Source organism: Qingrenia yutianensis, assembly GCF_014385105.1.
In the GTDB taxonomy this organism is placed as follows: Bacteria; Bacillota; Clostridia; order UMGS1810; family UMGS1810; genus Qingrenia; species Qingrenia yutianensis.
Map to the genome: position 1 here is coordinate 46,786 of NZ_JACRTE010000009.1, position 26,543 is coordinate 73,328.

Genomic DNA, 26,543 nt, shown 5'->3' on the forward strand with positions numbered 1-26,543 from the left:
GGTGCATATAACAATGAAAATAAACAGAATTTTATCATCGGCACTTTGCGCTGCCGTACTTTGCGGTACTGTTTATGCCGACAGTGTGAATGTTTCGTACAACCCCGAAACCGAGCTTATCAATATAAACGGCAGTTTTGACAAGCTGAGCGAAAGCACGGCATATTCGGTTCAGGTTAAAAAGCTTTCAGACGATACTGTGGTTTACACAACGTTTGATTATGCAAAAGGAAATGCTTTTGACTTTTCGTTTATGCTTGACGGCGTTGAGTCGGACGAGTATTATGTAAGCGTTATGCCTTATACGGGCGACGGCGCGAACAGTAAGGAAAACCCGATTTTCATAAGCTCGGCAAGCGAAAAAGACAACATTTTAAAGAACGTTTTGTCAAATCAGACGGATAAATCCGTTATGGCAGGCTTGCTTGATGCTAACTTGAAATATTTCGGATTGAACAAAAACAACTGCGATTACTTTAATTTAAGCGCGTCATCAAAACAGGCGGCGGCTGAAAGAATGCTTAACAAAAGTTATTCTTATGACAAATACGGCGAATTTTTGGATTTGTTAAACCTTACCGCCGGCATAGAAATGCTTGACAATGCGGATGAAAGCACGGTTACGGCGGTATTTGAAAAGTATTTTACATACTTTGATTTAACGGGCGAGGTTTGCTATCCCATTTATTCGGGCAGTGACAAAGGCGTTAAAAATCAGACCGCGGTTAAGGCAATGGCGGTTAAAAACTTTGTCGGAAAAGATTTGACCGACCTTAAAGCGGTAAAGAAATATTTTAACGAAAATCTTCTTTTGGCGGCAATATCAAACATTGTAAGCCCCGGCGAAATTACAACGCACATAGAAAACTACAAGACGGCAATTCCGTTCTCGCTCGACGTTTACAATTCGACCGACAAGGCAAAAACGGCGTCTTATATTTCGGGACTTAAAAGAAGTTACACGCTTATGTCAACGCTTGAGAGCGATATAGTAAGCGCGAAAAACGCACAGTCAGGCGGAGGTCAGGGCGGCGGTTCGTCGTCCGGCAAAGGAAGCGGCGGAAGTTCGTCATCGGGCGGATTTTATTCTCCCGGTGAAACAAACGGTCAGAACGAGCAAAAGGGAAGCTTTAACGATATGACAAGCGCGCACTGGGCATATGAAACGGTTGAGGCGCTCAAGGCAAAAGGCGTTGTATCGGGCGACCAAAACGGAAACTTTAACCCCGAAAACAACATTACGCGTGAAGAATTTGCAAAAATGATTGTTTTGGCGTTCGGTCTTTACGACGAAAACGCGGAGTGTGCGTTCGCCGATACAAAAGACCACTGGTCGTACAGATATGTTGCGTCGCTTTACAAAAACGGCATAACAAACGGCATTGACGCGGACACCTTCGGTGTGGGAATTAAAATCACGCGCGAAGATATGGCAACGCTTTGCGCAAAAGCGGCAAAGCTTGCGGTTAAAGAAGGCGCCCTTTCGTTCGCAGACGCGTCCGACGTTTCGGACTACGCATCGGGCTATGTTGTGTCGCTTTGTGAGAGCGGTGCTGTAAAGGGCTTTGAGGACAACACATTCAAGCCGAAAAACAATGCCACAAGAGCAGAGGCATCATCAGTGATTTACAGTTTGATTAAATAGGGGAGGAAAATATGAAAAAACAATTTTATAAAATAATTGCGTTTGCACTTTGCATTATGCTTTTTGCCTGCCCTGTTTCGGCTTATGAAAACAAAGTTGTGCAGGCGGAAAATCCGCAAAGTACATATGACGAAAACATTGAAACAATTTCGGCGCTCGGTATTCTCGATTGGGATACCGACACATTCTCGGCATCCGAAAACGTTACGCGCGGAGAGTTTACGCGCCTTATAACGAACATTGTTTCAAACGGAGTTTATTCAACCGACAGCGTTATGAGTGTTTTTGCCGACGTCAGTGCAGACAGCGAGCTTGGCAAAATTCTCTATACCGCAAAGAGCTTCGGTATCGTTTCGGGCGACGGCGAGGGGAGTTTTTATCCCGACCGTCCGATAACATATGAAGAGGCATACAAAATTTTGGGTTCGGCGCTCGGATACGACGCGGACGCAAAAGCAAACGGCGGTTATCCCACAGGCTATGTTATGTCGTGTATAAAAGCAGGTTTGAAAAGCGACAGTATAGAACCGCTTTCCGATAAGCTCACACCGTCGGGCGCGGCAAAGCTTATCGTTGACGCCTTCGAGTGCAATGTTATGAAGGTTAAGCTTGTAAACAATAACACCGAATACGAAATCGACCGCGACGAGGATTGGATTTACACCGCAAAGAAAATTCTTATTTCGGAGGGTGTTGTAACCGCAAACAGTATCACCGCATTGCAGAGTTTTGATACTATAGACCAAGGCTTTGTAAGCATTGACGACGTAAGATACAAATGCGATGAAAATTTTGATTTGTATTTGGGTTACAATGTGAAATTCTATTACACCGAGGAAAACGGAAACTGCGACAGAGTGCTCCATATGACAAAGCAGTATAACGACGAACTTTTGATTGACGCAAACGACATTGCGGACGGTGTGCTTTCGTCGGACAGAAAAATTGAGTACTATACTGCGAACGACGACACCAAAAAGGTGAAAATCCCCGTAAACGCAAGTATAATTTACAACGGCAGAGCGATAAACACATACGGCGAGAACATCTTTAACATAAGCTACGGATTTATCAAGCTTACCGACAACAACAGCGACGGAATATATGACGTTGTTTTCCTCAGCGAATACAAAAATATGATTATCGGCGCGGTGAATACTGTGGATAAATCGGCGGCTGATAAATATAACGGCAATGTTATAAACTTTATGCCGTACGAAAAAGAGAAAATCATACGCATATATGATGAAACAGGCAAAGAAACCGACTTTTCAAAGCTTGCGGCGGGCGACGTTTTGAGTTATGCCGAGAGCGAGGACGGAAAGATTTTGACAATCTACGTTTCCAAAAAGAAGATAGAGGGCAAAATTGAGTCGGTAAGCGAAGTAAGGAGCAAAAAATACTACGGTATCAAAGGCTCTGAAACAGCACTTGCCGCAGATGCGTCGTTTGATACATCAAGCGTTAAACTTAACGCAGTCGGAATTGCGTATCTTAACGCGTTCGGCGAAATCACAGATTTTGTGTCGGGCAACGAAATTGACAATCTCGTGTGCGTAATCGACGCGTATATTGACAAAGACCGTGCGGCAAACGCACTCAACATCAAGGTTATGGACAAAAACGGCGATGTTAAAACCTTGGAGTCGCTCAAAAGCGTAATGCTCAACGGCACAAGAGTTAAAAACATTATCGAAAACGACACCGTTCCGGCGGTTATCACGGCGGCAAAAAGTGGTCTTGCTCTTATCGAGCTTGATGAAAAAGGCCTTGTAAAGAAAATCGAAACTCCCGACGCTGTCGGCAGCAAGCTTCATACTTTCGGCGCAGAGGCGGATTTGTGCTATTACAGTGCAAACAAAACCTTTGGCGGAATATGGTATGCAGACCCGAATGCGGTTATATTTATAGGTCCCAAAGAGGCTGAAAGAGCGGACGACGCTGAAGTATACAGAATTACGACAATGAACGAATTCTGGAGCAATGTTACCTACAGAGTAACGGGCTACACGGTCGGCGACGGTTCGCACTATGCAAAAGCTATTCTCTTTAAAGAGGACAACGATTTGAAAATCACCGGAAACGAAGCGCACGTTATAAAAGCAATCACAAAAACGGTAAACGCAAAGGGTGATACCGTAAACGTGCTTGAAACCGCAAGCTATGTCGGCGGTTTGAGAAAATACGAAACAAAGGACGAAACAATTCTTGCGGACGCAAAAGTAGGCGACATTGTTCTTATTCACATTGTAAACAGTGTTATAGATAAGGGCGAAATCGTGCTTTACGCAAAGGATTTGTCCTTTAACCCCGATAGTGAGTTTGTTAAAAAACATTCGACTTTGACGTATGCGGCAGGTTCAAACTACAAATACGGCAACGTTCTTTTCAGAAACAACACGCTTATTTTGCTGGTTGACGACGACGGCCTTGAAAAAGAAATAGCAAAAGGCAAAAACATCAGCGACTATAAATATTCCGATTTTTCGGAAATCGGCTATACCGACCTTACAAGTGCAACGGTTTATGCGGTTGACAGAACCGTTCACGACAAAAACGATATGGTATACAGAGCGGATACAAACGCGATAAAAGATTACCTCACCTTCGGCGAGGCGTCAAAAATATTTATCTACACAAGAACGGGTTATCCGCGTCTTGCGGTTGTTTACAAATAAAAGGAGGCAAATATGAAAAAGCTTATATCTCTTTTTACCGCGATTGCGGTTTTGATAACATCTTTTGCCTGCTTTCCTTTGTCTGTCGGTGCGGTGAGCGTGCCGACGACAAAGTTTACGGATTTTTGGACATATCCGGTTTACGAAAATATTTTTACGCTTGAGGACGATTTGAACACGGAATTTGTTCTTCTCGACACTTTGTCCGACGGATTTCTGGTTATGACAAACAAGGTGTATCAGGCGCGCCCGTTTGACGCGGACAGTACGCAAAAGTTTGACCCGACCGACGAAAACAACATTGCGCATTATCTTAACAATGAGTTTTTTAATGAGAATATACCCGAGAGTATGCGCGCATACATTGCGGAAAGAAACTGGAAAACCGAGGGCGGAAATGCAGGCGGATTATGCCCCGGTACTTATACGGCAAATTGCAGAATTTCGCTTTTAAGCTTTGAGGAATACAATAATTATTACAAAAAATTCGGCACCGTAGACCACGACAACGAGGTTGACTGGTGGCTTAGAACAGGCGACGGCAACAAAAAGGGCAATGTTATAGCAGGCGGCGGTGTTTACACAAATTGGGGCAAGTTTGTATCGACAGATGCATCTGCGACTGCAGGCGTACGTCCGATTTTTGTGCTGACGAAAGAATTTTTTGAAAATGTGAGAATTAACACTGTAAAAATCGGTGAAAACGTAAAGAGTGCGGTTATCAAAAACCTTAACGCGTCCGAAATGGAAAAAGCCGGATACAGTGCGGAAAAATTAAGACGTCTTGGCTATGAGAGCGTAAAAGGCGCGGACGAATATGCGGATATTACAATCCCCAACGAGCCTTATTATATGCAGGATCACAAATATTCGTATTTTGAGGTTGATATTTCGCACACCGACAGTAAGGCGCGCGATTACACAATCGTTTATAAGTGCGGCGACGACGAAAGAAAAATCGAAGTGACTGTTTCGCCGAATAAGGCGTACAGTGAAAAGATTTCTTTAAAAGATGAGAAAAAAGGCGTTTATAATCTTGATGTCAAGGTTATGCGCGGCGGTGAAATCATAGGATATGACAGTGCGAGAGTGTGTCTTATCGACTATTACGAAAGAACACCTCTCGACATCTATTCGCGCATCGGTCTTGGTATGCCGTCGTGGCACAAAGAAGAACCCGGCAGTACAAAACGCGTCACTGCCGATTCGTTTGTTGAATTTGTTCCGAGAGTTGCCGAGGCAGGTTTTACAAAGGTGAGATATTCGCCCGAGTGGACTTGGATTGAAAAAGAGCGCGGCGTGTATAAGTTTGACGACGCGAGATACAACTATACAAAAGCGGTAGGGGATAACGGACTTTCTGTTGCACCGTTTAAAGTCGGATTCGGCAACAGGGTTGTTACAAACCGCAATACCGACCAGAAAATGGCGGCGCCGAACACGCGCGACGGTATCGAGGGCTACGCGGATTACGCAATCGGAGCCAAAAAGCTTTATGACAGCGTTATGAATCCGAAAGGCGAAGTGTCGGAATTTGAGCTGTGGAACGAGCCGAGTCTTAACAACTACTGGTATCCTGAGGTTAACTTTTTGGAATATACGCAGATGGCGAATGCCGCGTCGTATAAGATAAAAAAGGAATACCCCGACAACATCGTAATGATAGGCTCTATGACGCCTGACAAGATGGATGAAAACTATGACATAATGCTGCGAAACGGCGCGCTTATGTACGGCGATGAGATTTCAATTCACCCGTATACATATCCGTTCGACCCCGATCAGCGACTTATAGTCAGGGTTCCGGACTATCTTAAAAAGATTGAAGAATTCGGCGGTTGGTTTGACATTGCGGTAACCGAAGTAGGCTGGCCGACGTGGGAGTCGTATAACACGACATCTCTTGAACAGCAGATGGTTTATATGGTTAAAATGCTCGTTTTAAATGACGAAATGGGCTTTGCAATGACCGATATTTTCTCGGCGCGTGACCAGGGACTTCAGAAAACTTATGTTGAACACGGATTCGGTCTTTTTGAATACAACGACCGTCCGAAACCGTCGGTTGCGTCGCTTTCGTTCTACAACAACAACGCAAACGACGCGCTTTATGCAGGTGAATTTGAAATCACTGAGGGTGTTAGGTCGTTCCTTTACAAAAAAGGCGGAGTTAAAAATCCGTTTGCAATATGCTGGGTTACCGAGGAGGGCAAAGAAAAAGAGTATACTTTAAAAGACAATCAGTATGCAACAGACCTTTTCGGCAACAAGCTTGAGGGCAAAACAATCACAATAGGCAAAACACCCGTTTATATTTTCAATTTGTCCGACAGTGTTTATATGAAAGCCATTGCACACGATATTTCGGGAATTTACACCGAGCTTACCGAAAAACTCGGCGATAAATTCGACTTTGCACCTCTTGCCGATTTGGCAAACGAGGCGGCACAGTCCAAAGGAAGCTATTCCGACACCAAAAAATATCTCGACAAATATTTTGATTTGGCGCAGTCGTTTACCGACAGTGCTATGCAGAGCGACAAATGCACAGACAAAAATGCGGCGCTTACAGCGTATATAATGTTTAAAAAGGGCGAGTCGATGGCGGCGTCGCTTGAAAATATGCGCCTCGGCACATCGCTCGGAATTACGCATTATCAAAATTCGGCAAAATCGGCATCAGACAAAAAGGGTGACGAACCCGAAGCGTCGCTTTTCTTTACCGACGCAATGCTCCGTTATGCAAGACGCTATACAAACCGCATAAACGAAATCAAAAAAATGGGAAGCTTTAACGGCGATAAAGAAAGAATGGGATATTATTCTTATCTCTCCGACAAGGTTTGCAATTTGGCGGACGTTATGCAAAAATATGAAACACCCAATCCGTCAAGAGCAATATTTACATATTCCGAGCAGACAAGACAGACTATGTATAAGGGCAAAACCTACACGATTAAAGCGGAATTTGAAAATTTAAGAAACAAAGACTTTGACGGCACCGCGGTGCTCGTTGACGAAAACGGCAATCCGATAGGCGAGGAAGTGAGCGTCAAAGCAAAATCGGGCGGATATACCGACGTAGAAGTGAGCGGAACCGCACCGAAAAACCACGATACGGGAACGTTCTATTATAAAATTCTTTATAAAGAGGACGGCAAGGCTGTAAAGGAACAGGAGATTGAAGTTATATTAAAATCGCTTGTTGATATTGACCTTAAAGCGGCGGAAACTACACTTTCAAATCTCGGCGCGATAACGGTTGAGGTTAAAAACACGTTTGATTTGTCTGTTGAGGGCAAATTAAAACTCACCGCACCCGACGGCTGGGATATGGAAACCGAGAAAGAAATAAACGTTCCGAGTGGAGAAACACAGAACATTGAGTTTAAGATTAACTCTTACAAGAAAGTTCCGTTCAACGAGTATTGCTTTAAGATTGACGTTTTGGATTCGGACGGCAGTGAACTTGCAAGTCAGGAAAAACTGCTTGATTTCAGAATTATGACGTATGACGAAAATAATTACAATCCTGCGAAATTTGACGGCGACATCACAGGCTGGGAGGACGCATATCCCATCTATATCGAAGCGCCCGAAAATCCGAGCGATATAAATTCGTGGAGCGGTCTTAACCGTTCGCTTAAAGTTCTTATGAAGTGGAACAAAGACAACATCTATGTTATGACTGACGTTTATGACGCGGTGCAGAACAACACCTTCACAGGCTATGACCTGTGGCAGGGCGACTCGGTTCAGGTTGCGATTGATACGCTTATGAACGGTCTTGCGGAGGGCAAAACGTCGGGCTATCAGGATGATGACTACGAGTTCGGCTTCGGTCTTACGCCCAAGGGATTGGAAACGTATCTCTATCAGGCATCCGACGCTAAAACAGGAAGTATCGAGGACGAACAACTTGTAAGCGTTATAAGAAACGACAAGCTCAAACTCACACGATACCTTATGAAAGTGCCGGGCGGTTATATGAAAAAGGTTAACCTTGCAAACGGCACGAAATTCGGCTTTAACATTGCGGCAAATGACGCGGATATTCTTCTTCGTGAGGGATACAGCCAGTACACAAGCGGTATCTGCGACAGAAAAGACCCGTCCAGGTTTAAAGCGTTCACGCTTGTTTCAGGTGACGGCGCGGCAACCGAGAGCACAGACAAAATTGCTTTTTATCAAAAAGTCGAAACATTAAGACAGGGTAACTGATATTTAATTTAACAGGGGCTGCCGCTCGGCAGCTCTTGTTAAGAAAGGGAGATTTTTATGAACACAAAACGATACGACAGATTTTATCCCGGCAAAGTGTGGCTCGATACCGAGGGAAAACGTATTCAGGCGCACGGCGGTTCGATAATGTATACAAACGGCAAATATTATCTCTACGGCGAAAACAAAGAAAAAACACTGCCCGGAAGCGAAGTGTGGCACTGGGGGGTAAGGCTTTATTCGTCCGACGATTTGTATAACTGGACAGATGAGGGAAATATTTTTGAGCCGTCGCACGATGAAAAAAGCCCTGTGCATTTTTCGCAGTACCTTGACCGTCCGCATATAATTTTCAACGAGAAAACAGGCAAATATATTATGTGGATTAAGATTATGAAAAAAGAAAAAATGTGCGATCAGATTATGGTTGTAGCGGTTGCCGATAACATCACAGACAAATTTAAAATGATTTCGGCAAAGACGATTTTGGGCTTAAGCTCGGGCGATTTTGACCTTACGATTGACGAAAAAACAAAGCGTGCGTATATTTATTTTGACAAAGTTCACGATTACAAAACAAACTGCGACGATTATTCCAAACAACATACCCATATCGTTTGCGCGCCGCTCAATGACGATTATACAGATGTTTGCGGCACGTATACCGAGCATCTTGAAACGCGTGGAGGCTCATACGGCAGAGAGGCGCCGTCGTTTTTTGAACGAAACGGCAAAAAATACCTTTTCACCAGCGCAACAACGGGATATATTCCCAATCCCACCGAGTGTGCGGTGTGCGATACATATGACGGCGACTGGAAAAATATCGGCACGGTGCATATAAACGATACCGAAAACACGTCTTTCAGAAGTCAGATTTCATCGGTATTCAAGCATCCGTTCAAAAAAGATTTGTATATAGCGGTTGCGGACCGCTGGCTTGTGAATATGCCCGATGATTTTCCGAATAATTTTTACGACGTTTTAAGAAGCAGAAATGACCCTGAGAGAGCTCAGCTTATGTCCGATGAGGAAATTGAAAAAATAAGAAGCTGCAACAAACCCGATGTGCGAAACACTTCCATTGCCGATTATGTGTATTTGCCTATTGAATTTGACGGCGATAAGCCCGTTATAAAATGGCGCGACGAGTGGAAAATCGAGGATTTTGAGTGATATTTCTTTGAATTAATATAAAATATTTAAAATATAAAACTTAAGGAGTGTATTATGAGCAGATTAACGGTAAGCGTAACCGATTTTGGAGCAAAACCGAATGACGATGCCTTGCAAACCGATAAATTTCAAAAAGCGATTGACTATTGCTTTGAAAAAGGCGGCGGCGAGGTAACCGTTCCCGAGGGTGAATATCTTATAGGCGATATTCGTCTTCGCAGCAACATCACTTTTCACCTTTTGAAAAATGCGGTGATAAAAGGAAGCAGAAATTTTGAAGATTTTTACAATATCGAAAACGATAAGTACGATCCGATTAAGATAGACAATACCCTTGTGTGGAAAAGTCCGTCGAACAGAACACCTGAATATGCGAATTTGTGGCTTTATTCGGGTGTGTCGAAATGGAATGTCGGTTTAATCAGAATTATGAACTCGGAAAACGTTGAAATCATAGGCGAGGAAGGCTCTGTTATTGACGGTCAGAACTGCTATTGTCCCGGCGGCGAGGAAAATTATCGCGGAGCGCACGGAATCAGCGTGCAGTTTTGCAAAAATCTTCGTTTTTCCGGTTACACCATTCGGCATACGGGCAACTGGGCGCACTGCATATCTGACAGTAAAAATATAATTACCGAAAATCTTACCGTTCTCGGCGGTCACGACGGTGTGCATTACCGCGGCTGCGACAATGTTGAAGTGAAAAACTGCAAAATCAAAACGGGTGACGACGCGGTTGCCGGTTTTGACAACATAGATGTGCATATTACCGATTGTGAATTGGGCAGCGCTTGCAGTGTTTTCAGATTCGGCGGACGAAATGTCCTTATTGAAAACTGCACGGCTTGCGGTCCCTGCGAATATCCTTTCCGCGGTTCTATGACCGATGAAGAAAAGTCAGCCGGTGCATATACCTCAAAAACCGCAAGGTATAATACAAACGCATTCTTTATATATTTTGTTGATGAAACAAGAAAACTGCGTGAAAAACAGGGCAACATCATTGTGAGAAACTGCAAGGTTAAAAATATTGACAGACTTTTGAGAATTAATCTTTCGGGAATTGAAACGTGGCAAAAAGGCACTCCTCCAGATGATATAACTTTTGAAAACATCACTGCGGACGGTATGGCGAAATGGATAAACGCATACGGCAACGACGAGTGTGCGTTTACGTTAAAGCTTAAAAATATCGACTACACAATGCGTGACGGTTTTGAGGAAAACAGCTTTATGATGCTCGGAAAATACAAAGACATCAGCCTTGAAAACGTGAAAGTCCACAATTTTAAAGGCGATACGCTTATCAAAACGTGGGGCGATTTGGATAAAATTCACCTTGACAATTTTGTATGCGACGGACTTGACGAAAGCAAGTATATTAAAAAAGCCGATGATGAATTTGATGTAAGATATATTTAAAAGGATATATTTAAAAGGATATATTTAAAACGATTGTTAAATCCGACGAAATATTATTTTTCCAAAACTCAGAAAGAGGGTGCAAAAACGATTCCGTTTTTTGAACCCTCTTTCTGTTTTCTTATTTTTTATCTTCTTCAAGACTTTCAAGCGCAAGCTTTACCGCCTCGACAACAAATGCGGTGAAAGTGCAGTCTGTACCGCGGATTGCGTTTTCTACCTGTTCAATTACAGGATTGGGAAAACGTATACTTTTATTTGTAGTCATAGGAACACTTGGTATTTTAAATTTTCTCACTATCATCACCTCTGCAATAATATTGTAATACAAATTGCATTTTGAGTGGAAAACACAAATGTGCAACATTTGTGTTGCAAAATTTAAAAAAGTGTGTTATTATTATCTGCAAAGGAGTGAATAAATATGTCAATTTGCGGTTTTGCAGGTCACAGTCAAGTTGAAGATGAAGAAGAAATTTTTGAAAAATTATATAAAGAGTGTTTGTATTTGGCTATCGAAAAAGGTGTCACCGAGTTTATGGTCGGCAATTACGGAATGTTTGACAGGCTCGCGCGAAATGCGGTAAAAAGAGTAAAACAAATGCTTCCCAATATAAAAATTTTTCTCGTTTTGCCGTATCTTACAAGGGAAATTACCGAATACAGAGAGTATTACGAAAAAAATTACGACGAAATAATAATCGGCTCATCGCCCGACGTTAAACCAAAATACAAAATTATAAGCTGTAATAAATTTATGGCAGAAAAAAGTGATTATATGATTTGCTACATAAACCACACCTACGGCGGTGCGGCGCTCACATACAAATACGCAACAAAAAGTAAAACCGAGATTATAAATCTCGGTTCTATATAAGTTTTATTCATTTTCGTTTTTTGCACGGCTGTTATAAAGCATTGCGTAAAATCCGTTTTTGCTTAAAAGTTCTTTGTGCGTGCCTTGCTCAATAATATTTCCGCCGCGCATAACCAAAATAACGTCTGCCTCGCGGATTGTCGAAAGCCTGTGCGCAACTATAAAGCTCGTTCTGCCTTGCATCATCTTTGCAAACGCCGACTGAATTTTTATTTCCGTGCGCGTGTCTATCGAGCTTGTCGCCTCGTCCAAAATCAGCATAGGAGGCAGACAAAGCATTACGCGCGCTATGCAGATAAGCTGTTTTTGCCCTGCCGAAAGCTCCGTTCCGCCCTCGCCGATACGCGTGTCATAGCCGTTCGGGAGCCTTTTTATAAACGAGTGTGCATATGCGCCCTCCGACGCTTTGCGGATTTCTTCGTCCGTCGCGTCCGGCTTGCCGTACGCTATATTTTCGCGCACCGTTCCGCTTTTAAGCCACGTATCCTGGAGCACCATTCCAAAGCTTTTGCGCAGTGATTTCCGCGTCAAATTCCGTATGTCCTTGCCGTCTGCCGTGATTTTTCCTCCGCACACGTCGTAAAAACGCATAAGAAGATTTATAAGCGTTGTTTTTCCGCATCCCGTGGGACCGACAATCGCTATTCGCTGTCCCGATTTTACGTCGATTGAAATGTTTTGCAAAAGCGGTTTTTCCCTCGTGTAGCTGAACGACACATTGTCAAAACATACATTTCCCGTGTTTTCCAAAACCTGTGCGCTCGGACTGTCCTCGGTTTCCTCAGTTTCCTCCAAAAGCTCAAATATTCTCACAAGCGACGCTTTCGCGTTTTGCAGTTCGGTTATAACTCCGCTGATTTCGTTAAACGGTTTCGCGTACTGTCCGGCATAGCTTAAAAATACGCTTATCTGACCGATTGTAATTCCGCCTCCGACCGCAAAAAGCGCGCCGGCAAGCGACACAACCGCATAGATGATGTTGTTTATAAGCCTTGTGCTCGGGTTTGTAAGGCTTGAGAAAAACGTTGCTCTAAAGCCTGCCTTTTTGAATTTTTCGTTTAAAACGTCAAATTCTTCAAGCGTTTCGTCCTCGTGCGAATACGAACAGATAACTTTAAGTCCGTCCGTCACCTCGTTTATCATTGCGGTTTGCTTTCCGCGGAGGCTCGCCTGTGCGGTAAACCAGCGCTGAATTTTTTTCGATATAAACCGCGCCGTAAAAAGTGAGAGCGGCGTGAGCGCCGCCACGATAAGCGTGATTGAAACGTTGTATATAAGCATTACCGCGAGCGTGCCGACTATGGTGATTATGCCTGTGAAAAGTTGTGAAAGTCCCATCAGCATACCGTCCGAAAAGGTGTCAACGTCCGAAATCATTCGGCTTAAAAGGTCGCCCGACGGGTGGGTGTCGAGGTATGAGAGGGGGAGTTTGTGCAGTTTTTCAAACAGCGCACGGCGCATATCGCGTGATATTCCGAACGTGATTTTGTTGTTGCACACCGCCATAAGCTGTTGCGCAGCGGCAGCGATTATTGCGGTCGCTGCGATGAAATATGCAAATTTCAAAACGCCCGAAAAGCCAACCTTTCCCGCGCCCAACATAAAGTCTATCGCCTTTCCGCAGAAAATGGGGACGGCAAGCGCCGCCGCGGAGCTTACCCCGGCACATATAAAGCTTAAAAAAACAAATCCGAGATACGGTTTTACAAACGGTGCAATTTTCTTTATTTCGTTTTTATTCATTTTCGCCGTCCTCCTTGCCCTCTGCGCTTTTGTAAATTTCTTTGTAAACACCGCAGTTTTCGAGAAGTTCTTTGTGCGTTCCGCACCCTGCAAGGTGTCCGTCTTCCAGAACAAGAATTTTGTCCGCGTGCTCAATGGCAACCGTGCGCTGGCTTACAATGAAAAGCGTCGGTTTTTTCTGGAGATTTGCAATCGCGGTGCGCATTGCAAGGTCGGTTGCGTAGTCCAGTGCGGACGAGCTGTCGTCAAGAATGAGAATGTCGGGATTTTTAACCAGCGCGCGCGCAACCGAAAGACGCTGTTTCTGTCCGCCCGACAAGTTCCGTCCGCCCTGTTCGATTACCGCGTCCAGTCCGCCGTCTTTTTGACGCACAAATTCCTCTGCCTGTGCGGATTTGAGCGCCGTACACAATTCTGCGTCCGACGCGTTTTTGTTTCCGTATAAAAGGTTAGACCGCACCGTGCCGGCAAAAAGCTGTGTTTTTTGCATTACAACCGCAATTTTTGAGCGGAGCGCGCCTTTTTCCCACGTTTTTATATCGTGTCCCATAAAGGTGATTTTGCCGTCGGTCGCGTCGTAAAACCGCGCGATAAGGTTTACAAGCGAGGTTTTTCCGCTTCCCGTACCGCCGATAATTCCGATTGTTTCGCCGTTTTTAACATCAAAACTGATATTTGTGAGCGAGTTTTCTCCGCCCTCGTGATATTTTAATGAAACGTTTTCAAAACGCACCGCGTATCCGCCGTCGGGAGTTGTAACGTCACCGTAGTCCATTGTGCTTTCGGTGTCCAAAACGGTGCCTATTCTTCCGCAGCTGACCACCGCTTTGCTCAAAAGAACGATTAAATTTGCAAGTTTTACAAGCTCGACCAAAATCTGCGAAAGGTAGTTTATAAGCGCGATTACGTTTCCCGAAAGGAGTATTCCCGAATTTACGTATTTTGCGCCGAACCATAAGATTAAAATTATAGCCGTGTTGACCGTGACATAACTTAACGGGTTCATCAGCGCGCCGATATTGCCTGCGGTAATCTGCATACGCGCAAGGAGCGAGTTTTGCGTTTTAAATTCGTCCGTTTCGTCGTTTTCTTTGCCGAACGCGCGTATAACACGCACGCCTTCAAGGTTTCCGCGCGCCGTTTCGGTCACGGTATCAAGACGGTTTTGCTGAATTTTGTATTTCGGTTTGGTTATAAACATTATGCCGAAAACGATTACAAAAAGCACCAAAATTGCCGCAGCAAATATGAGCGAAATTTTAAAATTTATGGAAAACGCCATTATCATTGCGCCGAAAACGATAAACGGACTGCGCAGAAACAGGCGCAAAAACATATTTACGCCGTTCTGAACCTGGTTTACGTCTGCCGTCATACGTGTTATGAGCGTGGACGCGCCGATTTCGTCAAGCTTTGCAAAATTAAGGCTTTGAATGTGCTCTACAAGTTTATGGCGCAGTCCCGCCGACGTGCCGATTGCCGCTTTCGCCGCGAAATACTGTGCCGTAAAGCTGGACAAAAGTCCCATAACCGCCATTGCAATGAGGATTAGAAAACTTTTTATTATATACGCTCTGTCGCCGTTTGCAATGCCGATATTTATGATTTTTGCAATCACGAGAGGCACGATAAGGTCGAACATCGCCTCAAGCATTTTAAAAAGCGGTGCGAGTATGCTTTCTTTTTTGTATTTTTTAAAAAACGGTAATAAGTATTTCATCAAATGAGTCCTTCCGAAAAAATGTTTATTTTAGTATTTTACCACTTTTTGAGAATTATTTCAACTTTTTTAGGTCAAATTTTTGAAAAAAGTGTTGACATTTGCATAAAAATGTGAGATAATCTAAAAAGATTATAAATTCAACAGTCAACTAATGGTAGAGGTGCGGTGTTTATCAGTAATTCGGGCATATAACAAAGGCGTTAACCCGAATGAAAGGAAATATCGCCGAAACATACGGTATTTGCCTTGAAATCTGTGTGTTGGGCTGCAGCAGAATATGTTGCAGACTGTCACTTTTGTGAAGCGCTATCCATAGTTTGAAGTATTTTGGTTTGTTTTTAAAGCCGTGTACGTTAAACTATTTAGCGTATACGGCTTTTTTGACGTTGAAAAAATTAAAAAAGGGGTAATGACAGATGAAGAAAATTATTGCAATCATTATGGCGCTTGTGCTTACGGCAAGCTTTGCTGCTTGCGGAAACACAGCAGAAAAAACCGAAGATAACGCAGGCAGTGCGTCGGGCAGTGATGTTTTGAAAGTCGGTATGGAGTGCAACTACGCGCCCTATAACTGGTCGCAGGCAGACGATTCCAACGGCGCCGTTCCGATTAAAAACGTTGATAATATGTATACAAACGGCTATGACGTTCAGGTTGCTTTGAAAATTGCCGAAGCACTCGGCAAAAAACTTGAAATCTATTCGTATGAATGGGACAGCTTAATCCCCGGTGTTCAGTCGGGCAAGTTCGATATGATTATCGCAGGTATGAGTCCTACCGCAGAGAGAAGAGAAAAAATCGACTTTTCGGATAATTACTTTACATCAAACCTTGTTATTGTAAAGAAAGCGGAAAACCTTAAAGACGTTAAAACAATAGCGGATTTGGACGGCAAAAAAATCGCCGCACAGTCGGGAACATTCCACCTTGCTGCGCTTTCCGAGCAGACAAAAGCCGCGGCAAACGAAATGTCTGACTTCACAACAATGCTTATCGCGCTTAAAGCAGGCACAATCGAAGGCTATGTTGCCGAAGAACCCACAGCAATGGCGGTTTGTATGGATAAAGCATACGACTACATTCCGTTTGTAAATAACGGCACAGGCTTCAAAGTTGATGATGATGAAGTAAGTATCGCGGTCGGCGTTAAGAAAAACAACACTGAACTCAAAGACAAAATCAACGGTGTGCTTAAAGATTTCGGCACCGACGCACAGAAGGAGCTTATGGCAAGTATGGTTGCAATCGCTCCGGTTGAAGAATAATTTATTTGGCAGGTAGATAATAATGACGGCATTTTTAAAAGAAGTAATAGACATAGCCGTGAAATATAACGGTTATTTTCTGCAGGGCATAGGCTATACAATGCTTATAGCCCTCGCAGGTACGCTTATAGGTCTTGTAATCGGACTTATAACGGGTATTATACGAACAATTCCGACCTCTAAAAACGCGGTTGTCAGAGTGATTTTAAAGGTTGTGAATTTCATAATCAGCGCATATGTTGAAATTTTCAGAGGCACGCCTATGATGGTTCAGTCTATGGTTATCTTCTGGGGATACGCGTTTATGAACGACGGTCAGACGCTCGCACTCATTCCGGCAGGTATTTTTATCGTGTCGATAAACACGGGTGCATATATGGCTGAAATTGTCCGCGGAGGTATCATTTCAATAGATAAAGGTCAGTTTGAGGGCGCATATTCTGTGGGGATGAACCACTGGCAGACAATGATGAATGTTATTGTTCCGCAGGCTATGAGAAACATTCTCCCTGCAATCAGCAACGAGTTTGTTATAAACATCAAAGATACCTCGGTGCTTAACGTTATCGGCGTTACGGAGCTTTTCTTCTTCACAGCGAAAATTTCTAAAATGACGTGGGCGATTTTTGAAACCTATGTTGTGGCGTGCGTGATTTACTTTGTTCTCACGTTCACCATAACGAGAATTCTTAAATATATAGAGCACAAAATTGACGGTCCTTCGTCATATATTATCCACCATTCGTCTACAATGCCGGACGAAAGCTTTACGGCAAAGGAGGGCGCAAGATGAGTGTAATTTCTATTAGTGGTTTAAAAAAATCTTTCGGCGAAAATGAGGTTTTGAAAGATATAAATTTCTCGGTTAACAAAGGCGACGTAACGTGTATTATCGGGTCGTCCGGTTCGGGAAAATCAACAATGCTCCGATGCATAAACCTTTTGGAGGAGCCGACCGGCGGCGAGATTATCTATAACGGACAGAATATTCTCGAAACGAAGAATATCCCTGCTTACCGCGCAAAGGTTGAAATGGTTTTCCAAAGCTTTAACCTTTTTGAGAATATGACAGTTTTGAAAAACTGTATGATAGGTCAGATGAAAGTTCTTAAAGCGAGCAAAGAGGTTGCGAAGAAAGAGGCGATGTATTACCTTGAAAAAGTTGGTATGGCGCCGTATATCAACGCAAAACCGCGTCAGCTTTCGGGCGGACAGAAACAGAGGGTGGCAATAGCGCGTGCGCTTGCAATGAAACCCGACGTAATTTTGTTTGACGAGCCGACGAGCGCTCTCGACCCGCAAATGGTGGGAGAGGTTCTTGAGGTTATAAAGAACATCGCAAAAGAGGGACTTACAATGATTATTGTAACCCACGAAATGGCGTTTGCACGTGACGTTGCAAATCATATTGTGTTTATGAATGACGGTGTAATATGCGAAGAAGGCACACCGCAGGAGATATTCACAAATCCCAAATGCCCCGAAACAAAGGCATTTTTGACAAGATTTATGAATAATTAGTCCGTCGGAATTGACGAAAAATTTAATTATGAAGAAAACCCCGCTCTGAAAAAACTTTTTCAAAGCGGGGTTTTTGTTTCGGTTAGATAAATTTAATATTAAAATCAAAGTTCAAAAACTATCCGAAATACCGATTTTACTTATCCAACGGCTTCATTGTGGGGATTTTATTCTCAACAATTATATAAGTTATTATAACTCTACATAACCCTTTTGTCAAGCCGTTTTCAAGGGCTTCTGCTTTTCATAACTCTACATAAATATTTACACAACATAGGAGGTTTGGCGTAGTAATTGGCGTAGTGTGGCGTAGTAGTTAAATTGACAGATTTTCAAAGTAATTTCCGAGTGTAGACACCTCTTTTTTCTTTGTATCCCTTGTAACATCGGTGTATATGTTCAAAGTAGTTGAAATATCCTTATGTCCCAAAACTTCCTGCAACACTTTGACATTCATTCCGGATTCAACCGCACGGGTGGTGAAGGTATGTCGTAGCGAGTGGCAACTGAACGGTGGTAATAATACGGGGTCTTTTTCTTTGCTTTTCAACAAAACCTCATCATTACAATCTCTGATTATTCGTTTGATGGCTTTGTTAAGCGTTCCTTGATGCTGCGTTGCTCCGAAACGATTAACAAATATAAAATCTGAATAGCCGTCAATGCTTACACTACATTTAACATCAAACTCTTGTTGCATTTTCCTCTCCATTTGCAATGCCTCTTTAACAGACGGTAATATCGGAATAGTTCTGTTTCCAGCTTCGGTTTTCGGTGTGTTGATACTAAAAGTACACCCTTTATTATCTCCGTGATTATAGAATACTAATGTATGATTTACACTGATTAGATCTTCGTCAAAATCAATATCACACCATCTTAATCCTGTAAGTTCTCCGACACGCATACCCGTTCCGAGCATTACTGCAAATATGGGATACCAATGGTTGTATTGCGGACTGTCCTTCAAAAATCGCATAAACAATTCTTGTTCCGGAATAGTCAATGCTTTGCGTTTTTCAACCGAAAAATTATGTGCCTTTTTTAATTCTTTCAGCATATTGTCGGTTGGATTGAGCCGGATATAATTGTCATTGAGTGCCATATCAAAAACTTGATGGAGTATATTATGCAGTGTGTCTATGGTTGATACTTTTAATATTTTTCCATCAGCCAAAGTATTATAAAACCTTTTTACATCAGTTTTCTTGACCATCGTTATTCGCATTTTTCCAAAGTTCGGTCTTATGAAAAGGTTATACATATACTTATAGTTTTGAAATGTATTATCTTTTATTCCTCGCTTCAAGTCGCACCATAAATCAAACATTTCATTTACCGTAACCATTCGTGTTTCGGTTTTTATCCCATCGTGAGCATCGACCGTTATTTGTTCTTCCTTTGCCCGAAGCTCCTCAAGCGTACTTGCATATATGGAATGGCGTTTTCCATCCGGCGAAGTCCATCTGTAATCGTATATACCGTCTTGTCTTTGGGTTTCTCCTTTGCGGAGTGTAATTCTGCTTTTATCTAACCTCCTGTTATTTTTTGCTTTTCTTGTGACTGCACTTGGCATATAAATCTGCTCCTTTCAATATAGCGTTACATTGAAAGGGAACAATCGCTTATATATAGTATAGCTGAATCACACGGTATAAGCAAAAAAATTTCAATGTAAACAGATGGTTGTGTTTTATTAAATAGAGTACATTCTCTCTATATATTCATCAAGTTTCTTTCTCTTAATCAGCCGCTTTGTTCCGACCCATAAAACAAATTCACAATCTTCTTTATCAGAAAGTAATCTGATTTTGTTTATTCCTATACCTGAGTACGCAGCAGCTTCCTCTAATGTTAAATTGCTTTTTTCCCATATTGGTATCTCTTTCACAAAATTACCCCCTTTGGCAAAACAAAAAGGACTGCAAAATTTGCAATCCTTAAAATCTGTTATTTGGTTTTATTAAAAATTAACATTATTCATTACTTCAATAATTGTACGGCATACAGTTTCAAATGTAATATTGGTATATTATTTTTTTTTAGCATAGCGGAAGTTACAATACCGTTATACTTATCAATTAAATTTTTGATTTTCTCAATATGTGTCATAAAATCACCACCTTATACAAATACACTACATATTATATCACGGTTTAGTGTATTTGTATATAGTTTTTGAGAAAAAATTGAATTTTAATACCACAAATTAAAGCACTCGTAAAATGCCTTAATTTCTAATATCAAAGAGTTAAAGCTGTACCCGTCCCGAAAGACGGGTACAACTTAATTTTTTGTTTTGAAGCAATTTCAGACGGTGTATTGCAAGAACACTCCATAGGAATTTCACCTCTCCGCCATCCGACTGAGCTACCCCCATTGCCTGCGACGGCGTTCACAATTCGCCTTTGGGCTCGCTTTGCCTGTCGGCAAAGGCATCGCTTATCAGGCGATTGTTCTCTTTTCCAACAAAAGCTATGCTTTTGCGGGAACCCTGAATTGCTATCCGCTCGGACTGTGGCTGGGTAGAAGTATCATTGTCCCGATATAAAGTTATCGCCTGCAAGATTGCTGCCTTGCTTTGCGGCATTGATATTTCTCGCTCGGATAATTTTTTATCTCTTGATAGAAGAATGAAGTAGAAGCAAAAACTATCGTCTTGGCGTATCTGCCACTTGGCTCGTCCGTATCGGAATGTATCTGTTTGCCGTTATGCTGCACCGCTGTTATCTTGTGTGCTTTCTTTGTAAAATAACAATTATTTAGGATAAAAGGATTTCAAATTCATTGTTACAGTCCGTCAAAGGACTGCACAAAATTTGTTCCCCTATAAGTATGCAGAAAAAAATCCCAAAAGCGGACCAGGTAGGTCAAAAATTTTTTAGTATTTTTTCAATTTGTTTTAAACCTCGTTTTACAGAGTGCCTTACGGCACTTGCATCAACACCTTCAGTTTTGGCTATTTCTACATAAGTCATATTTTGAAAATAATGAGCATAAATGCGTTTAGCCTGCGTATAGGGTAACTGATTGATAGCAGCGTAAAGTTCTGCTTGATTTAATTTCTTTTCGTACAGTTCGTCAGGTAGTTGCGGAACAACGAGTATATCATTTTCAATTCCGTTTCCATTATCAAGAGAGTAAAATGCTTTATGATAACGCAACTTTTCCAAATATCTGTGTTCAGCTCTCTCAAATTCTGTGAAAACTTCTGCTATATTATCGGGGAGTTCTATGTATTTACTGTCATTATACCAATAATACTCATTTTTTAATTTTATTTTTTTCATGTTTACCTCCGATTAGATTAATTGTAAAATTCAAATCGGAGTTGGAGGTGCTCTGATATAAAAATAGTCGATACTAAAAATGACCCCAAAAGGTTTTTTAACACTTTCGAGGTCAACAGCATTTATTTTTTGATTTGTGCTAACTTTAAATTTTAGACACTTGTCCATAGTAAGCACCTCGCTAATTCAAAATACCACAGCACTTAAAATGTGGCACTTTCACTGTGCGGTACACTTCGATAAGCATCTTTTGTTATAACTATAGCCACTTAACGGTATATTTTAAAATCACATTCTAAAAATATATAACGAAAGATACAAATTTTTTTGTTAAACTTTCATTATGTATTTACATTTGAACAAAATAAGTTCTCTTTATTTATAAGAATATGCAGAATTGTATTAAACAAGACGGAGGTGATAATCGGAAATGATTGAATTGGATAGCACTATAATTGTGTCAGTTATTTCGATGTTAGGTACAGTTATTGGTTCTATGATGGGTGTTATGAAATCTAGTGATAAAACCCTTTATAGAATTGAACAACTTGAAAAAAAGGTTGAGGCTCATAATAATCTTGTTGAACGTATGACGATAGTGGAGCAGGAAACAAAAGCGAATAATAATCGTTTGAAAAGATTGGAAAAGGAGGACAAAAATGATTAATTGGAAAGTACGGTTTAAAAACCCAGTATTTTATGTGCAACTTGGAATATCTATTATGGCACCTATATTTGCATATTTAGGAATTACAGCAAAAGATATTACAACTTGGGACAGTTTTTTTGATATTTTTAAACAGGCTTTGTCAAATCCTTATATACTTTGCCTTATTGCTACGAGTATATATAATGCTGTGGTAGATCCCACAACGCAGGGTATTGGCGATAGCAAGCGTGCAATTTCATATAATAATCCTGTCAAGTAGCAATTAAAGAATAAAAAGGATACAATTTTGCTTTACATATTATTAAAAAGCTTTGATTTATAATTTATAAATTCCAAAGCTTTTTATTTTTTTTGCGAAAAATAACAAAAAAATAAATATGAAACGTTATATATAGATGAAGGGGGTAAAATACCAAAAACACAGGAGGATTTATAAAAATGAGAAAGTTAAAATTAGTATCTTTAATGTTGATATTAGCATTGTCAATGCAGGTACCTGTTTTCGCAGCAAATTCCCCGGAATCTACTGCACAGGACAATACGATAAAAAGTGTAACAATACAGCCGAGAGGGCGATATCTTCAAGGCGGTGGTTGTACAATCTCGCCTTACAGCGGATATGTAATGGTAAGCGGACATACCGATGCATATTACGATGCAACGGAATTGACAGTAACACTTACTATCTTAAAAGAAATATCACCTGGCAATTGGTTGGCGATATGGACTGATTCAGCAACAGAATACAATACATATCATGCGGCATACCCGAAGAAAAAAGTAACTGTCGAGTCCGGTTATAACTATATGATAGAAGCAACACATACAGTTAAGCACAACGGATTGACGGAAACGACTCACTCGGAAGCTGGAGTTGCATATGTATATTAATATTTAATTATATTTCAACAATGAAAACTTATTAACCCCCTTCAAAATTTATAAATTCTATATATCGATAAAATTGTTTGGATTTAATTAATTTGCAGGTTTACATCTGACACACATTCTTTCTCCTTAATAAAAAAGGAGTGAATGAAATGTGTGTTATATGTAACTTGATTTCCGAAGCAAAAGCCGGAAACCCAAATAGCATGTTGGAATTATTAAACAAATTCAAACCATTGATAGGAAAATATTCCTATAAAATGAATTACGAAGATGCAGAAAATGACTTAATACTAAGTGTGATACAACTAATAAATGATATGCCGTATTTAAGCAATGATGGACAGGCTGTCAATTATATTAGCCAATCTATATACAATGCGTACATAAAATATATAAAACAACAGATAAAAAAACGGGAGAATGAATATTTGTGTGGTATAGAAGAAATCAAAAATATATCAATGCTATATGATGATTTTTCTGAAATAAATGTAGATTTACAATATGCGCTGGAACAGCTTCCTAAAAATCAGAGAAATGTGATCATACTTAAATTTATGCATATGATGCCGGATAAGCAAATAATGGAGAAACTGAAATTATCAAGACAGTCGGTATATAAGAACAAGATTAAAGGTCTTGAAAAGCTCAAAGAAATATTAAAAGATTTGTAATGAGATTTTATTTGATATAATGATGGAAATATAGTATAATATACATATACTGTAACCAAGCAAGCGAGGAGGTTTCTTATGAAGAGGATTTTAATTATAGGATTATTTATGCTAATGTTTAATGCTGTTTCTGCTAATGCTGCTAACGGAGATGTGATACAGCCTATATATTCAACAGATATATTAACATATATGGATGGCATACCCATTAAAGGTTATAATATTGGTGGGCAAACGTTGATTTGTCTTGAAGACTTATCAAACTATGGATTTAGTGTATATTATTGTGATGAGGTAAGATGTTTATTTGTTAATAAAACAGGGAATGCAAAAGAAGGCTTTTTTCCAACAATAGAAAAGAATGCTGTTGGTGAAATTATTGGGTACACTTATGAGACAGATATAAGAGCAATATTAAACGGCGAAGAAATTGATGCTGTAAATATAGGAGGTAAGCTCGCCGTTACGGCAGAAGAATTGAATAAACTGAAAGACAAAGGATTAAACGGAAGTTTCAGCATAGAAAACAATCCGAAATATTTTATGACATCCGTATATAATGACTCTTCAAGGGTTTTAAAAATATATTCCGATATTTCTGTTAATTATCTTTACAATGACAATATCAATAAATTTGAAACTGATATGGAGGATGCCAAAGCTTATACGTCTGCAGAAATTATTGATAAATACGTATGTGGGGAATACACTCAATACATACACCGAGGTGCTTTCAGATATGCATTTCCTCCGGACAGAAGTATTACGGCAGTCAGGTTTTACAAAAACGGCAGAATTTTAGACTATACAAATATTTTGGACACATACTCGTTTATAGGCACGCCTATCGGTACATCTGTATATGGTGACGATAACAAAAATCTCCGTTTTTCAGATGACGGGAAATATTTGATATTTAAAGCTAACCGTACAGCATACAAGTTTTCGCTTATGGGAAGTCGTGACACTTTTGAATCGGGCGAGTATAAACTTAATCTTGACACCTGTGAGTTAGAAAAAGTTAATATAACAACGTATGATATAAATTGATATTTAGGTTTACAAAATTAAATCCTTCTTTCTCTTTATTTAGTGTAAAACGTTTTACAATAAATAAAGAGAAAGAAGGATTCTTAATGTCAGTAAAAATTACAAAAGATCAGTACTCAACCCAGTATGACAATATCACGTCAGGCGTATTTTATCTCTATGGTGATTTAGGCGGATATATTTACAAGTCATATGAAAGTATGCGTAGGGACTTTGCAAAATTTAAAGATCATATAAAACCCGTTTCAGAATGCAACACAGGTGCACATTATTATGTTCAAGCGCCATATACAACAAATTATAACTCCGCAAGCGCTACTGTTGATTTTAATTCAGTTAGTGTAACTCCCAAGGACAGAAATGCATATATTTCTCTTGGTCTTGTAACAGATGGTTCAAGCAAGTTTTTTAGCTTTGATATCGGACTTACTTATGACAAAACCAAAGGGTGGGTTTCATACGCAATAGCACACGGCGGGACAGCACCCGAGCCGGAAGTAAATTGTTCAGATTCGTCGGTTACAAAAATTTGGCAATTCTATAAAAACAATTATTCAGGTGCGAGATATTGTGATATAAGAATTGATGTTAGCAAAACATCAAGTAATGACATCGTAAAGGTTACATATGCATATAGGAGTGCATCCGTAACACTAGCAACATGTATTTTAACATATAGGTTTAAAGCAGGAGAATTGTTTGATGCCGATTATTCAAATCCTAAACTTCGTTTTATGAGATTTATTTCACTTGTTCCTCAAAATGAAGATGGTACACATGATGATGCTGATTCATCGGTATTAAATGCAAATTTGACTAATTTAAAACTTGGTACGTCAAATTGGACCGATTCACAGATTGATTATGCGTGGTCTGTACAAGGTGCAAACATTTCGGAGTTAAAAATCTCAACATTGTCAGGCACAACTGCCAATTCAGACTCGATAAAGATTAATCATCGTTATCAATTACATTAATAAAAAGTACAAGAGTGGTTATGCCGCTCTTGTACTTTTTTGCAAATAATAACCAAAAAATAAATTGCAGCACAGAACGTCACACTCTAAAGTACAACAATAAAGGGCTTGAAAAGCTTAAAGAAATATTAAGGGGTTTATAGTTTATAAATGTAATAAAATGTGACTTGTTTTTAAAAAATGCATTAGCAAAGATTATAAATCAAAAAATAAACAATGAATTGAGTTTACATTAAAGAACTAAAATATCTCTTTATATATTGTAAAACGTTTTACAGAAGACAACACAATCATTATTTAATCGGAAGGAGAAAAAATATGTCAATTTTTTCAGTTAAATCCACTTTGGATAACCCGAGTTGGGTATCGGGTTCGACAAATTTTAATGCAATTCCGCTTTCGTCCTTGAGATACACAAAGTATTCAGACCAAACAATGTTGTATTGCAATCACCCTGAAACAGTGTCGTCAACCTATTTGGGAGATAATAATTATTGCATAAACAAGGCAACAATTAACACATCAGAAGCACTGTTATATGCATCATGTAATTCGGGGGTTAACTCGGTAACAAAATTTGTGGTCAGGGTGTATAATCCAAGAGACTATCCCAAATTTTGTGTAAAGTCTATACAAGACCTCCAAGATGATATATAATAAAAATATCATTTTGGAGGTTTTAGTTATGCCTAAGTACAAATTAAGTCCCGAAGAAAGGGC

21 protein-coding genes and 1 riboswitch are annotated in these 26,543 nt (G+C 40.5%); of the genes, 15 read left to right on the top strand and 6 right to left on the bottom strand.

What is annotated here, in order from left to right; all coding sequences use genetic code 11:
- Positions 1 to 13 precede the first annotated feature (13 nt).
- The 5 genes from H8706_RS08300 to H8706_RS08320 are packed head-to-tail and all read left to right on the top strand — an operon-like array spanning position 14 to position 11,142.
- Entirely contained in the window at positions 14 to 1,645 is a 1,632-nt protein-coding gene (locus H8706_RS08300) for an S-layer homology domain-containing protein (protein ID WP_262432231.1), read from the top strand.
- 11 nt (positions 1,646 to 1,656) lie between these two features.
- Positions 1,657 to 4,323 carry an S-layer homology domain-containing protein gene (locus H8706_RS08305; RefSeq protein WP_262432232.1) on the top strand — a complete coding sequence of 889 codons (2,667 nt, stop codon included), beginning with the start codon at positions 1,657 to 1,659 and terminating at the stop codon, positions 4,321 to 4,323.
- A 12-nt stretch (positions 4,324 to 4,335) separates the two neighbouring features.
- Positions 4,336 to 8,544 carry a DUF6273 domain-containing protein gene (locus tag H8706_RS08310; protein WP_262432233.1) on the top strand — a complete coding sequence of 1,403 codons (4,209 nt, stop codon included), beginning with the start codon at positions 4,336 to 4,338 and terminating at the stop codon, positions 8,542 to 8,544.
- Between the two features lie 57 nt (positions 8,545 to 8,601).
- On the top strand, positions 8,602 to 9,720 hold the full coding sequence (locus tag H8706_RS08315) for a family 43 glycosylhydrolase (protein ID WP_262432234.1): 1,119 nt from the start codon (positions 8,602 to 8,604) through the stop codon (positions 9,718 to 9,720).
- A 54-nt stretch (positions 9,721 to 9,774) separates the two neighbouring features.
- Positions 9,775 to 11,142, top strand: a complete 1,368-nt coding sequence (locus tag H8706_RS08320) for a glycoside hydrolase family 28 protein (protein WP_262432235.1) — start codon at positions 9,775 to 9,777, stop codon at positions 11,140 to 11,142.
- A 121-nt stretch (positions 11,143 to 11,263) separates the two neighbouring features.
- Here H8706_RS08320 and H8706_RS08325 read toward each other — a convergent pair whose 3' ends face one another.
- Positions 11,264 to 11,446, bottom strand: a complete 183-nt coding sequence (locus H8706_RS08325) for a YlcI/YnfO family protein (protein ID WP_262432236.1) — start codon at positions 11,444 to 11,446, stop codon at positions 11,264 to 11,266.
- Between the two features lie 120 nt (positions 11,447 to 11,566).
- On the opposite strand from H8706_RS08325, the gene H8706_RS08330 reads away from it, so the two are divergent.
- Positions 11,567 to 12,019 carry a hypothetical protein gene (locus H8706_RS08330; RefSeq protein ID WP_262432237.1) on the top strand — a complete coding sequence of 151 codons (453 nt, stop codon included), beginning with the start codon at positions 11,567 to 11,569 and terminating at the stop codon, positions 12,017 to 12,019.
- 3 nt (positions 12,020 to 12,022) lie between these two features.
- Here H8706_RS08330 and H8706_RS08335 read toward each other — a convergent pair whose 3' ends face one another.
- Both H8706_RS08335 and H8706_RS08340 read right to left on the bottom strand, forming a co-directional pair.
- Positions 12,023 to 13,762 (bottom strand): ABC transporter ATP-binding protein, encoded by a 1,740-nt coding sequence (locus H8706_RS08335; protein WP_262432238.1) that lies wholly within the window; start codon positions 13,760 to 13,762, stop codon positions 12,023 to 12,025.
- A complete protein-coding gene (locus H8706_RS08340; protein WP_262432239.1) occupies positions 13,755 to 15,482 on the bottom strand; it encodes an ABC transporter ATP-binding protein in 1,728 nt (575 codons plus the stop codon). The genes H8706_RS08335 and H8706_RS08340 overlap by 8 nt, the downstream gene beginning before the upstream one ends.
- Positions 15,483 to 15,632: 150 nt before the next feature.
- A riboswitch (Lysine riboswitch) is annotated at positions 15,633 to 15,802 on the top strand.
- Between the two features lie 99 nt (positions 15,803 to 15,901).
- Between H8706_RS08340 and H8706_RS08345 the strand changes: the two genes are divergently transcribed.
- From H8706_RS08345 to H8706_RS08355, 3 genes are read left to right on the top strand one after another with little or no spacing between them, the layout of a single operon-like run.
- The gene (locus H8706_RS08345; protein WP_262432240.1) at positions 15,902 to 16,750 is read left to right on the top strand and encodes a transporter substrate-binding domain-containing protein; all 849 of its coding nucleotides are present in this window, start codon (positions 15,902 to 15,904) and stop codon (positions 16,748 to 16,750) included.
- Between the two features lie 22 nt (positions 16,751 to 16,772).
- Positions 16,773 to 17,543 carry an amino acid ABC transporter permease gene (locus H8706_RS08350; RefSeq protein WP_262432241.1) on the top strand — a complete coding sequence of 257 codons (771 nt, stop codon included), beginning with the start codon at positions 16,773 to 16,775 and terminating at the stop codon, positions 17,541 to 17,543.
- On the top strand, positions 17,540 to 18,271 hold the full coding sequence (locus H8706_RS08355; RefSeq protein ID WP_262432242.1) for an amino acid ABC transporter ATP-binding protein: 732 nt from the start codon (positions 17,540 to 17,542) through the stop codon (positions 18,269 to 18,271). The genes H8706_RS08350 and H8706_RS08355 overlap by 4 nt, the downstream gene beginning before the upstream one ends.
- Positions 18,272 to 18,587: 316 nt before the next feature.
- On the opposite strand, the gene H8706_RS08360 is transcribed toward H8706_RS08355, so the two are convergent.
- The 3 genes from H8706_RS08360 to H8706_RS08370 form a co-directional block, all read right to left on the bottom strand.
- The gene (locus tag H8706_RS08360; RefSeq protein ID WP_262432243.1) at positions 18,588 to 19,847 is read right to left on the bottom strand and encodes a site-specific integrase; all 1,260 of its coding nucleotides are present in this window, start codon (positions 19,845 to 19,847) and stop codon (positions 18,588 to 18,590) included.
- Positions 19,848 to 19,967: 120 nt separating this feature from the next.
- Complete coding sequence (locus H8706_RS08365) at positions 19,968 to 20,162, bottom strand: excisionase (protein ID WP_262432244.1); 195 nt, start codon at positions 20,160 to 20,162, stop codon at positions 19,968 to 19,970.
- Positions 20,163 to 21,141: 979 nt separating this feature from the next.
- Positions 21,142 to 21,561 (bottom strand): RNA polymerase sigma factor, encoded by a 420-nt coding sequence (locus H8706_RS08370; protein ID WP_262432245.1) that lies wholly within the window; start codon positions 21,559 to 21,561, stop codon positions 21,142 to 21,144.
- 430 nt (positions 21,562 to 21,991) lie between these two features.
- Between H8706_RS08370 and H8706_RS08375 the strand changes: the two genes are divergently transcribed.
- The 6 genes from H8706_RS08375 (at position 21,992) to H8706_RS08400 (ending at position 25,823) form a co-directional block, all read left to right on the top strand.
- On the top strand, positions 21,992 to 22,228 hold the full coding sequence (locus H8706_RS08375) for a hypothetical protein (protein WP_262432246.1): 237 nt from the start codon (positions 21,992 to 21,994) through the stop codon (positions 22,226 to 22,228).
- Positions 22,221 to 22,490: a phage holin gene (locus H8706_RS08380; RefSeq protein ID WP_262432247.1), complete on the top strand. Its 270-nt coding sequence runs from the start codon at positions 22,221 to 22,223 to the stop codon at positions 22,488 to 22,490. The genes H8706_RS08375 and H8706_RS08380 overlap by 8 nt, the downstream gene beginning before the upstream one ends.
- 179 nt (positions 22,491 to 22,669) lie before the next feature.
- Positions 22,670 to 23,122 (top strand): DUF6147 family protein, encoded by a 453-nt coding sequence (locus H8706_RS08385; RefSeq protein ID WP_262432248.1) that lies wholly within the window; start codon positions 22,670 to 22,672, stop codon positions 23,120 to 23,122.
- A gap of 149 nt (positions 23,123 to 23,271) precedes the next feature.
- Entirely contained in the window at positions 23,272 to 23,796 is a 525-nt protein-coding gene (locus H8706_RS08390; RefSeq protein WP_262432249.1) for an RNA polymerase sigma factor, read from the top strand.
- 78 nt (positions 23,797 to 23,874) lie between these two features.
- Entirely contained in the window at positions 23,875 to 24,846 is a 972-nt protein-coding gene (locus H8706_RS08395; protein WP_262432250.1) for a hypothetical protein, read from the top strand.
- 86 nt (positions 24,847 to 24,932) lie between these two features.
- The gene (locus H8706_RS08400; protein WP_262432251.1) at positions 24,933 to 25,823 is read left to right on the top strand and encodes a hypothetical protein; all 891 of its coding nucleotides are present in this window, start codon (positions 24,933 to 24,935) and stop codon (positions 25,821 to 25,823) included.
- Positions 25,824 to 26,543 lie beyond the last annotated feature (720 nt).

Coding starts and splice junctions, on each gene's coding strand:
- H8706_RS08370 (WP_262432245.1), bottom strand. CDS start 21,561: ATGAAAAAAATAAAATTAAAAAATGAGTATTATTGGTATAATGACAGT.
- H8706_RS08375 (WP_262432246.1), top strand. CDS start 21,992: ATGATTGAATTGGATAGCACTATAATTGTGTCAGTTATTTCGATGTTA.
- H8706_RS08305 (WP_262432232.1), top strand. CDS start 1,657: ATGAAAAAACAATTTTATAAAATAATTGCGTTTGCACTTTGCATTATG.
- H8706_RS08345 (WP_262432240.1), top strand. CDS start 15,902: ATGAAGAAAATTATTGCAATCATTATGGCGCTTGTGCTTACGGCAAGC.
- H8706_RS08320 (WP_262432235.1), top strand. CDS start 9,775: ATGAGCAGATTAACGGTAAGCGTAACCGATTTTGGAGCAAAACCGAAT.
- H8706_RS08380 (WP_262432247.1), top strand. CDS start 22,221: ATGATTAATTGGAAAGTACGGTTTAAAAACCCAGTATTTTATGTGCAA.
- H8706_RS08330 (WP_262432237.1), top strand. CDS start 11,567: ATGTCAATTTGCGGTTTTGCAGGTCACAGTCAAGTTGAAGATGAAGAA.
- H8706_RS08385 (WP_262432248.1), top strand. CDS start 22,670: ATGAGAAAGTTAAAATTAGTATCTTTAATGTTGATATTAGCATTGTCA.
- H8706_RS08355 (WP_262432242.1), top strand. CDS start 17,540: ATGAGTGTAATTTCTATTAGTGGTTTAAAAAAATCTTTCGGCGAAAAT.
- H8706_RS08340 (WP_262432239.1), bottom strand. CDS start 15,482: ATGAAATACTTATTACCGTTTTTTAAAAAATACAAAAAAGAAAGCATA.
- H8706_RS08350 (WP_262432241.1), top strand. CDS start 16,773: ATGACGGCATTTTTAAAAGAAGTAATAGACATAGCCGTGAAATATAAC.
- H8706_RS08300 (WP_262432231.1), top strand. CDS start 14: ATGAAAATAAACAGAATTTTATCATCGGCACTTTGCGCTGCCGTACTT.
- H8706_RS08390 (WP_262432249.1), top strand. CDS start 23,272: ATGTGTGTTATATGTAACTTGATTTCCGAAGCAAAAGCCGGAAACCCA.
- H8706_RS08400 (WP_262432251.1), top strand. CDS start 24,933: ATGTCAGTAAAAATTACAAAAGATCAGTACTCAACCCAGTATGACAAT.
- H8706_RS08325 (WP_262432236.1), bottom strand. CDS start 11,446: ATGATAGTGAGAAAATTTAAAATACCAAGTGTTCCTATGACTACAAAT.
- H8706_RS08310 (WP_262432233.1), top strand. CDS start 4,336: ATGAAAAAGCTTATATCTCTTTTTACCGCGATTGCGGTTTTGATAACA.
- H8706_RS08315 (WP_262432234.1), top strand. CDS start 8,602: ATGAACACAAAACGATACGACAGATTTTATCCCGGCAAAGTGTGGCTC.
- H8706_RS08335 (WP_262432238.1), bottom strand. CDS start 13,762: ATGAATAAAAACGAAATAAAGAAAATTGCACCGTTTGTAAAACCGTAT.
- H8706_RS08360 (WP_262432243.1), bottom strand. CDS start 19,847: ATGCCAAGTGCAGTCACAAGAAAAGCAAAAAATAACAGGAGGTTAGAT.
- H8706_RS08395 (WP_262432250.1), top strand. CDS start 23,875: ATGAAGAGGATTTTAATTATAGGATTATTTATGCTAATGTTTAATGCT.